The 14,377-nt window shown below is 64.7% G+C and carries 13 protein-coding genes; 6 read left to right on the top strand and 7 right to left on the bottom strand.

What is annotated here, in order from left to right; all coding sequences use genetic code 11:
- Positions 1-9 precede the first annotated feature (9 nt).
- From AC1MBU_RS15155 to AC1MBU_RS15125, 7 genes are all read right to left on the bottom strand, one after another.
- Positions 10-294, bottom strand: a complete 285-nt coding sequence (locus AC1MBU_RS15155; protein WP_277357372.1) for a hypothetical protein — start codon at positions 292-294, stop codon at positions 10-12.
- Positions 295-391: 97 nt separating this feature from the next.
- Positions 392-2,455: an aminodeoxychorismate synthase component I gene (pabB, locus tag AC1MBU_RS15150; protein WP_479787833.1), complete on the bottom strand. Its 2,064-nt coding sequence runs from the start codon at positions 2,453-2,455 to the stop codon at positions 392-394.
- A gap of 3 nt (positions 2,456-2,458) precedes the next feature.
- Complete coding sequence (locus AC1MBU_RS15145) at positions 2,459-3,076, bottom strand: LysE family transporter (RefSeq protein WP_479787832.1); 618 nt, start codon at positions 3,074-3,076, stop codon at positions 2,459-2,461.
- A 155-nt stretch (positions 3,077-3,231) separates the two neighbouring features.
- Positions 3,232-3,693, bottom strand: coding sequence for a low molecular weight protein-tyrosine-phosphatase (locus tag AC1MBU_RS15140; RefSeq protein ID WP_471672140.1), 462 nt, complete (start codon positions 3,691-3,693; stop codon positions 3,232-3,234).
- A 105-nt stretch (positions 3,694-3,798) separates the two neighbouring features.
- Complete coding sequence (locus tag AC1MBU_RS15135; protein ID WP_471672139.1) at positions 3,799-5,412, bottom strand: phytoene desaturase family protein; 1,614 nt, start codon at positions 5,410-5,412, stop codon at positions 3,799-3,801.
- 45 nt (positions 5,413-5,457) lie between these two features.
- Positions 5,458-6,255, bottom strand: coding sequence for a methyltransferase domain-containing protein (locus AC1MBU_RS15130; protein WP_277357368.1), 798 nt, complete (start codon positions 6,253-6,255; stop codon positions 5,458-5,460).
- Positions 6,256-6,265: 10 nt separating this feature from the next.
- Entirely contained in the window at positions 6,266-6,736 is a 471-nt protein-coding gene (locus AC1MBU_RS15125) for a MarR family transcriptional regulator (RefSeq protein ID WP_082565801.1), read from the bottom strand.
- Between the two features lie 91 nt (positions 6,737-6,827).
- Between AC1MBU_RS15125 and AC1MBU_RS15120 the strand changes: the two genes are divergently transcribed.
- The 6 genes from AC1MBU_RS15120 to AC1MBU_RS15095 all read left to right on the top strand — a co-directional run bounded on the left by AC1MBU_RS15120 (position 6,828) and on the right by AC1MBU_RS15095 (position 14,342).
- Positions 6,828-9,005: an MMPL family transporter gene (locus tag AC1MBU_RS15120; protein WP_277357367.1), complete on the top strand. Its 2,178-nt coding sequence runs from the start codon at positions 6,828-6,830 to the stop codon at positions 9,003-9,005.
- Positions 9,006-9,134: 129 nt separating this feature from the next.
- Complete coding sequence (locus AC1MBU_RS15115) at positions 9,135-9,983, top strand: esterase/lipase family protein (protein WP_479787831.1); 849 nt, start codon at positions 9,135-9,137, stop codon at positions 9,981-9,983.
- 188 nt (positions 9,984-10,171) lie between these two features.
- Positions 10,172-12,046: a molecular chaperone DnaK gene (dnaK, locus tag AC1MBU_RS15110; RefSeq protein WP_056543330.1), complete on the top strand. Its 1,875-nt coding sequence runs from the start codon at positions 10,172-10,174 to the stop codon at positions 12,044-12,046.
- Positions 12,047-12,048: 2 nt separating this feature from the next.
- Entirely contained in the window at positions 12,049-12,735 is a 687-nt protein-coding gene (locus AC1MBU_RS15105) for a nucleotide exchange factor GrpE (RefSeq protein ID WP_056543333.1), read from the top strand.
- Between the two features lie 151 nt (positions 12,736-12,886).
- A complete protein-coding gene (locus AC1MBU_RS15100; protein ID WP_479787828.1) occupies positions 12,887-13,882 on the top strand; it encodes a DnaJ C-terminal domain-containing protein in 996 nt (331 codons plus the stop codon).
- Between the two features lie 37 nt (positions 13,883-13,919).
- Positions 13,920-14,342 carry a heat shock protein transcriptional repressor HspR gene (locus tag AC1MBU_RS15095; RefSeq protein WP_277357365.1) on the top strand — a complete coding sequence of 141 codons (423 nt, stop codon included), beginning with the start codon at positions 13,920-13,922 and terminating at the stop codon, positions 14,340-14,342.
- Positions 14,343-14,377: the final 35 nt, after the last annotated feature.

The raw sequence follows: 14,377 nt of genomic DNA, 5'->3' as shown, positions 1-14,377 counted from the left end.
CCGGGCAGGTCAGGAGCTCGTGTCGTTGTCCTCGTTCAGCCCGCGCTGGGCAAAGTCTGCTTCATCGGAAGCTTCCGCAGGGAGGGGATCGGCAGCGTCCGGAACCTGGTCCGGTGCGTAGTCGATGAGACCGGCGTCGACCCGTTCCTGCTCCGTTGCGGCCGCCAGGGCATCGTCATCGAGGCGTTCAGGCTGCCCCGCATGGCCCTGATGGATGCGCTTGGGAAGGAACTCGTTATCGGGCTCCGGAACGTCGTTCAGGTTGGGCGTGTTTTCATCGTTGGAGCTAGTCATGACCGTTCTCCTTCGTTGCACTTTCCTCGGGCGTCCCATGCTTCCACAGACGCCAAGTGGACGAAAGGCCCGCTCAGCGAACCGCTCGATCGCAGCGTCAGCTGGGGAAGCTCGAACCAAGCGCAGACAGCACCCCGAACGCCTTCGTCCGGACCTCGTCCCACTCCTCGGCGGGGTCGGAATCCGCAGTGATCGCGCCGCCCACTCCGAGTGTGAGGCGGGTGCCGCCGTCGTCGTCCTCCAGCACGAGAGTGCGGATGACGACGGCGAGATCCGCCGCCCCATCGAGGGAAAAGTAGCCGGCGGCGCCGGCGTAGACGCCGCGGGGTGCTTCCTCGAGCCGGTCCAGGATAGCCATGGTGCTGATCTTCGGCGCACCCGTCATTGAGCCGGCGGGAAATGCGGCCGCAACGGCTTCGGCACGGGAGGAACCGGGCCGGAGCCGGGCGTCGATGGTGCTCACCATCTGGTGAACGGTTGCATAGGTCTCGATGTCGCACAACCGGGTCACCGTCACGGTGCCGGGGACTGCAAGGTGGGAGAGGTCATTGCGGAGCAGGTCCACAATCATGATGTTCTCTGCCCGGTCCTTCGTGCTGGTGCGCAGATCCTCCTGGAGGGCGGCGTCTTGGGCTGGGTCCGGGGAGCGGCGCCGGGTTCCTTTGATTGGTTCGGCCCGCATTCCGCCGGTGGAGTCCAGCCGCAGGAATCGTTCGGGCGAGGTGCTCGCGACGGCGAAGCCCGGGAAGGTGAAGTAGTGCGCAAACGGGGCAGGATTGGCGCCTCGCAGGGCGAGGTAGATGCCGAATGGGTCGACGGGCGTTTCCTCGCGTGAGGTCAGGGCCGTCGTCAGGCACACCTCATACGAGTTGCCGTCCGTGATTTCCGCCTTGGCCGCACGGATTTTCTCCAGGTAGGGCTCGCGTGTGTCCCGCGCAGTGAAGCGGGGTGCACTCAGTGGGCGCGGTGCACCCACCGGACTTGTCACCGCCGGAGCAGCGCCCCCGGAAAGCATGACGGCGCGGGCACGTTCCAGCCACGCATCGGCGTCGGCGTCGCGGGAGCCGTCGCTCAAGGTCAGCAGGTAGGTGCGCTGTTCCCGGTGGTCAAGGACGACGGCACGCCCCGCGAAGAGCAGCGAAGCATCCGGAACCGAACTGGAACCGTGCGCAGGAGCGGAACCACCGGTTTCACGCTTCAGCTCGTAGCCAAGGTAGCCCAGCCAGCCGAGTGCGAACGGCCCCGGATAGTCCTCCGGCGACCGGACCGCGCGGCGACCCCACACGCCGTCGAGCCAGCGGAAAAATGGACCGGCAATCCGGGCAGTAACCGGGCCGCTGCTGACCATGGTGACGCCGGAGGTGTGCTGCGCAACCTGCCCGAACCGGCCGCCGTCGTCAGCCAGGATGGAGAAGCGGCTGCGGCCCTGCGGGTCCTGGGCCGCGGAGCTGTCCAGCCAGGCAGCGGCCTCAGCTCCGCCATACAGGGTGGAGAAAACGCCTGCGGCGTCCGGACACCCTGCGACGCTCTCAACCTGCAGCGTAAGACCCCGCCGTGCGGCACGCTCCATGGACATGAGCGATTCACACTGCGGCAGTCCGGCCAAGGCACGACGAAGCTGGTCCGGAACGGCGTTGCCGCGATGGCCCTGGACCAGCAGGTCAGCGTGGGGCGCGGGCCGGTCGGTTGCGAGCCACCGCTCTTCCTGTTCGGACCAACGCTGCCAGAACGGCGCATACGTATTGCCGTCCCGGACGAGTGCACTGGTCCGGCGGAGATTGTCGTCAGCGTGTATCCACACCACCACGTCGAGCAGTTCCCGGGCAGCTGCGCAGGCCGCACCCACGCCCTCGACCACCACAATGTCAGCGGGTTGGGTGAGATGGGTGGCGCCGTCGTCGTTCGTTGTCCAGTCCCACGCCGTCCACCGGGCGGGCAGTCCGGAAGTCAGCGGGGTGAGCACCGTGCGGACGTACCGCTCCATGCCGTCGGCCAGGCCGTCCCAACCGGGGTAGATGTCCTCGAGGTGGAACAGGCTGACGGTGTGGTGTTCGCGCAGCAGTGCAACAAGTTCCACGGCGAGGGTGGTTTTACCCGCTCCGGACCGGCCGTCCACGGCAATGATGAGCGGAGCGACGGCGTTCGCGGACTTGTGACCCATACGTCAGGCGAATGCCAGCAGCGCACCCACGGCCACGAACAGGGTGCCGAACGTGCGGTTGAGGACGCGTTGCCCGCGCGGGCCGCTGGTGAACCGGCTGAAGGAACGTGCAGCGGCGGCGAAGAACAGCCACATCACCAGAACATCAATAACGACGACGGTTCCCGCCAGCACCCCGTACTGGCCGAAAAGCTCCTGCTCGGGCCGGATGAATTGGGGGACGAACGCGAGGAAAAACACGATCGCTTTGGGATTGAGCAGGTTCACCCAGAGGCCGCGGCGAAACATTGACGCAGCGCCCTCGGCGTGGAGTGTGGCCGCCTGCTCGGCTGGCACCAGGGGCTCAAAGAACTTCCGGATGCCCAGGTAAACCAGGTAAGCGGCACCGGCGTAGCGGATGATGCTGAATGCCAGCGGGGACCCGGCGACCAGGAGGCCAACCCCTGCCGCGACGACGCCGATGTGTACCAGCAGTGCCAGCTGCTGGCCGAGGATGCCCCACATGGAGCGGCGAAAGCCGAGGGTGAGCGAGTTGCTCATAGTGTTGACGGCTCCGGCACCCGGGGTGAAACTGATGAGCGCCTGGGCGCCGACCAGCGCCAGCCAAATCGAAAGGGTCACTGGTTAATCTTAGGGGCCGCACGGAACCTTCAACGCCGCTTTCATTGCCGCGGAGGCATACAGGGTCTCGTCCATGCTGCTGATGATCTTGCGAGGCCTCGGTCGAGAGCGTATAGGGCTCTGCCGGGGGAGTAGGACTCCAGCCTCGTCAGCACTCAGCGGGCGGCGTGGCCCCGCGCCAGTTCCTCCAGTACGTACTGAACGATCCCGGGAACGGCGTCGTTAACCATTCGCCACGTGGCTTCGAAGTCTGCCTGATCTCCGTACCACGGGTCGTAAATTCCGAGCTCGGAAACCGGTGTCCCGGCAGCGGCCGGATCGAATTCGCGAAGCATGCGCACCCGGCTCCGGCTCTCGGCGTCGGGCGCTTCCAGGCGGAGGTCCTCGTAGTGGTCAACATCGAGCGCGAGAATGAGGTTGCGCTCGCTGTACCACTCCGGGTCGAACTTCCTCGCACGGTGCGTATCGCTGACAAGCCCGAGTTCGGTGAGCTTCGCGGCCGCCCGCTCATCGATCGGGTTACCTGCTTCCCAGCCGGTGGTGCCGGCGGAATCCACCAGGACGTCATCGGCCAGACCAGCCTCCTCAAAGGCGCGGTTCAGCATAATTTCGGCCATGGGGGAACGACAGATATTGCCGGTGCAGACAGTGACGATCCTGTACATGAATCAATCCTAGGTACTGAAGCGGGACGGTCGCAGGGGACGTGCCGAAATCCTCGGCTAATCCTCTTCCAGCAGCGCCATCGCGGCGCTGTAACCACCGAGTCCGCTCACGCCGCCGCCGCGCCGTGACCCCGCTCCGCACAGCAGGACGCGCGTGTGATCCGTTGCGACACCCCACCGGCGAGCGGGCGTGTCCAGGGGTTCGTCGTCGTCCGCAAAGGGCCACGACAGCGGTCCGTGAAAGATGTTCCCGCCCGTCAGGCCCAACGTTTCCTCGAGATCGAGGGTGGTCTTGGTTTCAATGCAGGGCTCACCCGAGGGTCCGGCGAGGATGCAGTCCTCGATCGGCTCGGCCAGCACGCTGTTCAGCGACGCCAGCACAGCCTGCTGCAGCGCAGCGCGGCGAGCATCGTGGTCCCCTGAAGCGAGCAGCCGGTGAGGGGTCTGCAGGGAAAAGACGGTGAGTGTGTGCGCCCCCGCCTCCCGCAACTCCGGCGACAGGATCGAAGGATCCGCCAGCGAGTGACAGTAGATCTCGATCGGCAACGGGTCGGGTACCCGGCCGGCGGCCGCCTCGTCATAGGCCTTCTCCAGCTGCGGGTACGTCTCGTTGATATGGAACGTCCCGCCGAATGCCTGCTCGGGTTTCACATTCGGGTCGCGGAGCTGCGGAAGCCTGGACAGCAGCATGTTCACCTTCACCTGGGCGCCTTCAGCAACAGGGTGCGACGCCGGTGGGAAGCGTGAGGCATCCGGCCCGCCCATCAGCCGGCCCAGAGCGGCCGGCGTGACATTCGCGAGGACAATTTCGCCGCTCACCCGCTGAGGACCACCGCCTTCGCTGTAATACACAACCGGTGTTCCGCCGACTGTAGCTGCCACAGCGGTCACTTCCGCTTCCGTGCGGATCACCACGCCTGCTTCGCGCGCCGCCCGCTCCAGCTCTCCCGAGACCGCGCCCATTCCACCGACGGGCACATCCCAGTTCCCGGTGCCACCGCCGATCACGTGGTACAGGAGGCACTTGTTCTGCTGCAGATCCTCGTCGTGTGCCTGGGCGAAAGTGCTGATGAGCCCATCGGTCAGTAAGACCCCGCGCACCAGATCGCTGTCCACGCAGCGTTCGATCACCTCACCGACCGGCCGCTCGATGAAGTCTTCCCACACCGAGTCGTCGCCGACCAACGCGCGCGCCTCAGCCCGGCGCAGCAGCGGCTGCGTCACCGTCGGCCACAACTTTTCGCCGAGTATCGAAGTGCTCCGGTGGAAGGACGCGAATCCGCCGGTGTCGTTTTCAGCACCGATGCGTTCGAAGCTGGCGCGGGTCGCCTCGTCATCGGAGATATCGATGAGTAGCCCCACGTCAAAGCCGGGCAGCGGCGTATAGGAGGAGTACCGCCGTCGTACCAGTTGCAGGTCAAGATCGAGGTCCTCGATGATCTGCTGCGGCAGGAGGCTCACCAGGTAGGAGTAGCGGGACAGCCGGGCACCGGTGCCTGGAAACGCTTCGGCCGAGACCGCTGCGCCGCCCACCCGGTCCAGCCGTTCAAGGACCACCACGGACCGGCCGGCACGGGCCAGGTACGCTGCCGCAACCAGGCCGTTGTGGCCGCCACCGACCACCACGATGTCGAAATGCTCAGGATCGGTTGGCAGGGTCCGGCTCATCATCGCCTCACCCTACAACTTCACACGCGAACCGAATCGACAACTGTTTCACACACGGATGATGAGCTCCCCGCACGGAATGAGGAACCAGCCGTCGGGCGATTCACCCCAGCGCCGCCAACCGGCAGCCATCCGTTCCAGCGCGGCGCTGTCCGCCAGACCGCGCTCAAGCGTCTGCTCCGCGAAGCCCGAGCTCAGCACGCGCTCCGCCCAGGTCTCCGCGTGCCAGCGGCGGCGCTCCTGCGTGGCATACAACCAGTTCGACGACGATACCTCCACCTCCGTCAGGCCCGCCTCGTGAGCCCAGGCAAGGAGGTGGCGGCCGGCGTCGGGCTCTGCCCTGTTGCTGCGGGCGAGCTGTTGGTAGGTTTCCATCCACTCGTCCAGCTCCGGAGCCGGCGGGTACCAGGCCATGGCGTGGAAGTCCGCATCACGGACGGCGATGATGCCGCCAGGGCGGGTGACGCGCTGCATCTCGCGTAGCGCCGCAACCGGGTCCGTGAGGTGCTGCAGCACCTGATGGGCGTGCACCACATCAACGGATTCGTCCTCAAGATCGAGGTCATACACATTGCCCGTGCGAAATGAGAGGTTCTCAATGCCGGCATAGGTGCGCGCCGCCAGAGCCACGACGTCCTCGGCCCGATCCATGCCGATCACCACTGCGGGGTCCAGCAGTGCAGCAAAATCGGCGGTAATGCTCCCCGGGCCGCAGCCGATATCGAGCAGGCGCATCCCGGAGGAAAGGTGCTCCAGCAAGTATCCGGCGGAATCCTGCGCCCGGCGCATTGCATGGGCGCTCGTCACGCTGGCGTGGTGGCCATGGGAGTAGACCTCATCATTCATGACCGACAGGTTACTCCGGCGCGTCCTCCGACGCCTGACGGCGCGCGTTCACGGTGGCGTCCGTGACCTTGCGCATCATGGTGCTGAACAACTCGAGTTCTTCGGGGGCGAACCCGGAGAGGGCCTGTTCCACTTCACGTGCCAGGGGGATGAATAGCCGGGACCCGGTTTCGAGTGCCTTCTCCGTCATCTCGAGGTGTACCTGCCGCCGATCCACAGAACTCCGGGAGCGGCGGACGTGCCCCGCTTCATCGAGCCGGTCTATCAGCGCCGTGGTTGCCGGTGAACTCAGGTTCAGGGCGTGGCGGAGCATCCCGGGTGTCACGGTGGCGCCGGCGCGCGCAGCACCCATCATGATCCCCAGTGCGTTCAGATCCGTGCGGTGCAGGGAATCGCGGACGCTGACCGTGTCCACGTAGCGGTCAGTCTCAACGGTGAACTGCTGAAGCAAAGCCAGTAGTTCACGTGATGCGGCGGCCATCTTCCTCCTGTTCATCTCCAAGATTAGAATACTGCGAATTATCTCGATCGTGGATATAGTAGGCAGCAGAGATACTCCAGGAAGGTTGCGCATGTTCAACAAGAAGTGGGTCCGGGTGTTCTTCCCGGCATTCATCGTGGTGCTGTGGTTCATCGGTGCCGGCTTCGGCGGTCCCACTTTCGGCAAGCTGGAGGAGGTTTCCAGTAACGATCAGGCGTCCTTCCTCCCGGCCAGCGCCGAATCGACGGAGGCCGGCGAGCTGCAGGCAGCGTTCACGGAATCCACCGCGGTGCCCGCGGTGATCGTGGTTGAGTCGGAGACCGAGATCCTTCCCCAGGAACTCCCGCTCTATGAGGAGTTGGCTGGTCAGCTGACTGAGGTGCCCGGCCTTGAGCCTGCCGCCGAGGGGCAGCCGGCTGTCATCGGTCCCATCCCCTCGGAGGATGGCCTTGCCATCCAATACATCGCCTCAGTGTCCGACGGCGCCGAGCTGGGTGAGGTGGTCATCGAACTCCGCGAGGTGCTTGAGGCGGAGCTTCCCGCGGGTACCGAGGGCTATGTCACCGGGCCGGCGGGCTTTACCGCTGACCTCGTCAGTGCATTCGGCGGAATTGACGGGATCCTCCTGGCTGTTGCCCTGGCAGCGGTGTTCGTGATCCTCCTGGCCGTGTACCGTGCGCTCATCCTGCCGTTCCTGGTGCTGTTCACCTCCGTCTTCGCGTTGGCAACCTCGATTCTGCTCGTCTACGCCTTCGCCCTGTGGGGCTGGATCGAGCTGAGCGGGCAGAGCCAGGGGATCCTGTCGATCCTGGTGATCGGCGCGGCAACGGACTACGCGCTGCTGCTGGTTGCCCGCTACCGTGAAGCACTCACCGAGTTCAGCTCTAAGTGGGATGCCATGAAAGTTGCTTACCGGGCCTCGGTCGAGCCGATCATCGCCTCCGGGGCCACGGTGATCCTCGCCCTGCTGTGCCTTCTCTTTTCCGATCTCAACTCGAACCGCAGCCTTGGTCCCATTGCCGCGATCGGCATTGTCTTCTCCCTGCTGGCCGCGCTGACCCTCCTGCCCGCCTTCCTCCTGCTTTTCGGGCGAAGCGCTTTCTGGCCGCTACGGCCGAAGGCCGGCACTCATCCGGCCGGTGTCCACGGCCGCAACGTCACCGGTCTGGAAGGACTGCGCGGCGTCTGGAAGCGGGTCGGTGGACTCATCTCACGGTCTTCCCGGCCTGTCTGGATCGTTTCCCTGCTGGTCCTCGTGGCAGGATCCCTCGGGCTGCTTCAACTTCAGGCTTCGGGTGTCCCGCAGTCCTCGCTGATCCTGACTCCGTCGAATGCGGTGGATGGTCAGGATGCACTGGCCCGCCACTTCAACGCCGGCGCCGGCAGCCCGGTGACCATCATCGCTCCCGAAGGGCAGGAAGACGGCGTGCTCGATGTCCTCGAAGCGCAGGAGGGCGTCGCTGAGGCGACCGTTGCCGCTGACCAGGCGGGCGACGTCGTCGTACGCGATGGAAATGTGCTGGTCAGGGCCACGCTTGACTACCAGGCTGACTCCGCAGAGGCCGAGGAGCTCGTCAAGCAGTTGCGCACCGATCTGGACACGGTGAGCGCGGACGTGCTGGTCGGTGGCGTGACCGCCGTCGCGCTGGATACCAACGAGACCGCCCAGGCAGACCTGACGAAGATCATCCCCATCGTCCTGGTGGTGATCCTGGTGGTCCTCATGCTGCTGCTGCGGTCCGTCCTGGCGCCGGTGCTGCTCATCGGTTCAGTGGTGTTGTCCTACGCCACTGCGCTCGGTGTCTCGGCGCTGGTGTTCAACAACCTGCTCGGGTTCGATGGCGCGGACGCGTCGGTTCCGCTGTTCGGCTTCGTGTTCCTGGTCGCGCTCGGCGTCGATTACAACATCTTCCTGATGACCCGGGTACGGGAAGAGTCACTGCGCATCGGAACACGGCCTGGAATTCTCCGCGGGCTGGGTGTGACGGGCGGGGTCATCACCTCCGCGGGCGTAGTGCTGGCTGCAACCTTCGCGGCCCTGGGCGTCATCCCGATCCTGTTCCTCGCGCAGATCGCCTTCATAGTGGCATTCGGCGTGCTGCTCGACACGGTGATTGTGCGTTCACTGCTGGTTCCGGCGCTCGCGTACGACATCGGACCGAAAATCTGGTGGCCTTCCAAGCTGGCACAGCACGACGGCGGCACCCACCCAGACCGGCAGTCTGAAACTGAGCAGGAAGGGCGGAAAGAGCCGGCTCACCGGGCGTAGCTGCGGCGGTTGGCGGGCGCAACCTGCACAAATTCTCACTGGTATTGCGGTTGCTACCGGCGAGTAGCTAGCGTCTGTGCGATGCCCGCTCCCGCCCGGGGAGCGTCGATGATACGAAGAGGTTTCACCATGCCGCACCGCCTGTCGACAATCTTTGCCACCGCCGCCCTGCTAGGCGGAAGCCTCGCCGGGGCAGCTCCCGCCGCTGCCGACACCGAGGACATTTCGCCGCCCGGTGCCAACAACTGGTCCTGCACGCCGAGCGAGGAGCACCCTCATCCCGTCATCCTGGTGCCGGGAACTTTCGAGAGCATGGTGAAGAACTGGTCCACGCTCTCCCCGGTGCTGGCCGGACAGGGGTACTGCGTATTCGCCCTTAACTACGGGACCACGAACGGTATTGACGCCACGGGCCCCGTGGCCGATTCCGCAGCGGAACTTGGCTCGTTCGTCGACGCCGTTCTCGCCGCCACCGGAGCCCGGAAAGTTGACCTGGTGGGACACAGCCAGGGCGGCATGATGCCGCGCTATTACATCGGCTTCCTGGGCGGGGCGAAGAAGGTCAACCACCTGGTGGGAATTGCGCCCTCGAACCATGGCACCGAGGGAGTCCTGGTGCCGGCAGGCGAGGACGCGCCCCTCACTACGTCGGATACCAGCTTTCTCTGCCAGGCCTGCGCAGATCAGGAGGCAGGTTCGCCGTTCCTCACCGAACTCAATTCGATTGGCGACACGGTCAGTGGGCCGTCCTATACGGTCATCAGCACCAGATATGACGAGGTCGTGACGCCCTACACGAGCCAATTCCTGGCGGGCCCTGCACGGCAGGTCACGAACATCACCATCCAGGACATGTGCGCCCTTGACCTGATCGAGCACGACCAGGCACCGAACGATCCGGTAGTGCACAGGCTCGTGACCCATGCCCTCGCCCAGGACGGCCCGGCGGACGCCAAGTTCCAGCCACGCTGCCTCTGACCGTTTGCAGCTGGCTGTAGATGCCCGAGACTGCAGTGCAGGATTCTAGTTGAGTGTTCCTGACTCAACTTCAAATTGACATCCGTGGCGAGCGGAGTACAGTTGAGTGCAGAACGCTCAATCTGGGCGGAATCCCGAATTTCTGGTTGATGGCCACAAGGCCGCCGACTCGCTGAAAGGAAATACGCATGTCACGTGCAGTAGGTATTGACCTCGGAACCACCAACTCCGTCGTTTCCGTGCTCGAAGGTGGCGAGCCCACCGTCATCGCCAACGCAGAAGGCGCCCGCACCACTCCGTCCATCGTCGCTTTCTCCAAGAGTGGAGAGGTCCTGGTCGGCGAGATCGCCAAGCGCCAGGCAGTCAACAACATCGACCGCACCATCGCCTCCGTCAAGCGCCACATGGGAACGGACTGGACCAAGCAGGTTGATGACAAGACTTACACTCCGCAGGAAATCTCCGCGCGCATTCTGCAGAAGCTGAAGACTGACGCCGAGAGCTACCTGGGCGAGAAGGTGACCGACGCCGTCGTCACCGTTCCGGCCTACTTCAATGACGCTGAGCGTCAGGCCACCAAGGAGGCCGGCGAGATCGCGGGCCTGAACGTCCTGCGCATCGTGAACGAGCCCACGGCTGCCGCGCTCGCCTACGGCCTGGACAAGGGCAAGGAAGATGAGCTCATCCTGGTCTTCGACCTCGGTGGCGGAACGTTCGACGTGTCCCTCCTCGAAGTCGGCAAGGACGAGGATGAGTTCTCGACCATCCAGGTGCGCGCAACTTCCGGTGACAACCGCCTCGGCGGCGATGACTGGGATCAGCGCGTCGTCGACTTCCTGCTTGCGCAGGCAAAGGCAAAGGGTGCAGACCTGTCCAAGGACAAGATCGCGCTGCAGCGCCTCAAGGAAGCCGCTGAGCAGGCCAAGAAGGAACTGTCATCCGCCAGCTCGACCAACATCTCCCTCCAGTACCTGTCCGTCACCCCTGACGGCCCGGTTCACCTGGACGAACACCTGAGCCGTGCCAAGTTCCAGGACCTCACCAAGGACCTGCTCGATCGCACCAAGAAGCCGTTCAACGACGTCATCAAGGAAGCCGGCATCAAGGTAGCCGACATCGATCACATCGTGCTTGTCGGTGGCTCCACCCGTATGCCTGCCGTTTCTGAACTGGTCAAGGAGCTTGCCGGAGGCAAGGAGCCCAACAAGGGCGTCAACCCGGACGAGGTTGTTGCAGTCGGCGCAGCACTGCAGGCAGGTGTGCTGAAGGGCGAGCGCAAGGACGTACTCCTTATTGACGTCACCCCGTTGTCCCTCGGCATCGAGACCAAGGGCGGCGTGATGACCCACCTGATTGAGCGCAACACGGCCATCCCCACCAAGCGAAGCGAGACCTTCACCACCGCGGATGACAACCAGCCGTCCGTGGCCATCCAGGTCTTCCAGGGCGAGCGCGAGTTCACCCGCGACAACAAGCCGCTGGGTACCTTCGAGCTCACCGGCATTGCCCCTGCGCCGCGGGGCGTACCGCAGGTCGAGGTGACCTTCGACATCGATGCCAACGGCATTGTGCACGTATCCGCCAAGGACAAGGGCACCGGCACTGAGCAGTCGATGACCATCACCGGTGGTTCCTCGCTCTCCAAGGAAGACATCGACCGCATGGTCCGTGACGCCGAGGAGCACGCTGCCGAAGACAAGCAGCGCCGTGCGGCAGCTGATACCCGTAACGGTGCCGAGCAGCTGGCCTACTCGACCGACAAGCTCATTGCCGATAACTCGGACAAGCTGCCGGAAGAGGTCAAGACGGAGGTTCAGGCTGACGTCGACGCCCTCAAGAAGGCCCTGGAAACCCAGGACAATGATGATGAGGTGAAGGCCGCCTTCGAGAAGCTCCAGGCATCGCAGAGCAAGCTGGGCGAAGCCATCTACGCCCAGGCACAGCAGGAAGGCGCCACCGGTCCCGGTGCTGCCCCAAGCGGTGAGCCGGGCGAAGACGGCACCAAGGCTGACGATGAGGACATCGTAGACGCCGAGGTTGTTGACGAAGACGAGAAGAAGTAGCCATGCCTCACCACGGAAACGAAGAAGAGCATCAGGAGCCGGTCAGCTTCCGGGACAACCGGAAGATCGACCCGGAAACCGGCCAGGTCCGTGGGCAGCAGGATGCCGGCGGGACCGCCGGCTCGGATGACACTGGTTCGGCGCCCTCAGCGGGTGCCGGTCAGGAGTCCGAAGCCCCGACCGACGGCCCTGCAGACGGCCAGGACGCATTGGCCCAGGCGGAAGTCATCCTCAACGAGGCCGGTGGCGGCGAAGAGGTTCCGGCTGCTTCCACCGATGTTGAGGCCGAGCTCCGGAACGACTTCCTGCGGCTGCAGGCGGAGTACGTCAACTACCGCAAGCGCGTGGAGCGTGACCGGGACGTCGCGCGGGACATGGCAGTGATCGGCGTGTTGAATTCGCTGATGCCGGTTCTCGACGACATTGACGCAGCCCGGCAGCACGGCGACCTCGCGGACGGTCCTTTCGCAGCAATCTCCACCAAGCTGGAGAACGCGCTGAAGACCTACGGTCTGTCCCGCATCGATGAGACCGGTGTGGAGTTCGACCCGAACATCCACGAAGCCCTCATCCAGCAGCCCAGCGCCGAGGTCCAGTTCGACAGCGTCAGCCAGATCCTGCGCGTGGGTTACAAGAAAAATGACCGCGTCCTGCGTGCCGCCCAGGTGATCGTCGCAGTTCCGGAGTAGCTGAGCGCGTCCTTTCCCTCCGACCGGGGGCAACGAAATTCCGAGACTCGCAGAGCTCGCTTCGGAATATTAAAGCCCCCTTCCTCGGAGGGAAAGGACGCAACGCTTCCACGAACAGGCAACTTAGAGAGTTATAGAGAGGAGGGGTCAGATGGCCAGTCAGGACTGGGTCGACAAGGACTTCTACAAGATTCTTGGTGTGCCCAAGGACGCCTCCGACGCCGACATCAAGAAGGCTTACCGGAAGCTCGCGCGGAAGCACCACCCGGACCAGAACCAAAGCACCGGGGGCTCTGACAAGATGTTCAAGGACATTTCCGAGGCCTACTCGGTGCTGTCCGACGCTGAGGAACGCCAGCAGTATGACGCGATCCGCGCCATGGGAAGCGGCGCCCGATTCACCGCAGGGGGCCCCGGCGGCCCAGCCGGCGGCGCAGGCTTCGATGACGTCTTCGGGAACCTCTTCGGCCAGTCCGCGGGGCGTCAACGCAGCGGCGGCTTCGGCGGCGGCAGTAACCTGCCACCGGAGTTCGCTGACCTGTTCGGGGGCGCAGGCGGCTACTCGTCCGGCGGCGGTTTTCCGGGCTACCAGACGCCGCCCCGCAAGGGCGCGGACCGCACCGCCAGCACCAGCATCTCCTTCGCAGGGTCAATCCGCGGGACCACCATCGGCCTGCGTGAACCATCGGGCGAAGTCATCGACGTGCGCATTCCAGCCGGCATCCGCGACGGCCAGAAAGTGCGTGTGCGCGGCAAGGGTCAGCCGGGAGCCGCAGGCAACGGGGACCTCATGGTCACCGTCAATGTGAAACCGCATTCCTTCTTCCAGCGCGACGGCGACAACATCCGTGTACACGTGCCGGTCACGTTCCCGGAAGCGACCCTCGGAGCGCAGGTGGAGGTGCCCACCCTGGACGGCGAGAAGGTCACGGTGAAAGTCCCGGCAGGCACTCCCTCGGGAAGGACCCTGCGCGTGAAGGGCCGCGGAGTAAAGACGTCGAAGGCAACCGGCGACCTCCTGGTGACAATTGACATCGTTGTTCCACAAAATCTGAACAAAGACGCCGCAGCCGCAGTGGACGCCTTCTCGAACGCCACGAAAGACGCTGATCCACGGGTCAATCTTGCCGAGAAGGCGCGGCTCTAAGGTGTGGGAGAGCTAGCCAGCGAAAGGGGAGCGACACATGCCTGTTGACATCAATATGCCCATCTATGTCATCTCCGTTGCGGCGGAGTTGGCGGACATGCATCCCCAGACGCTGCGTCAATACGACAGGTTGGGCCTCGTGATTCCCAGCAGGGCGCCGGGGCGTGCCCGGCGCTACTCACAGCGTGACGTCAATGTCCTGCGTGAGGTGCAGCGGCTCTCCCAGGAAGGCGTTTCGCTCGAGGGCATCAGGCGCATCCTGGAGTTGGAGAACCAGGTCCTGGCACTCCAGCACCGGGTGAGTGAACTCACGGACGAACTCGCCCAGCGCCGGAAGTCCGAGGCCACCCGTGTTTTCGCTGCCGGTCTCGCGGGCGACGTGGTTACCCTCGCCCGCGGGCAGCGTCCCCGCCCGCGCAGCCAGGCACTGATGATCTGGCGCGGCGAGCCAACCCGCTGACCGCTCCGGTGCTTCCCACGTGGCGCAACCTGCAA

The sequence above is a fragment of the Arthrobacter sp. PTI12 genome (assembly GCF_056679915.1).
Note: the sequence above shows the minus strand (reverse complement) of the source record. Positions and strands in the feature narration are given on the sequence as shown.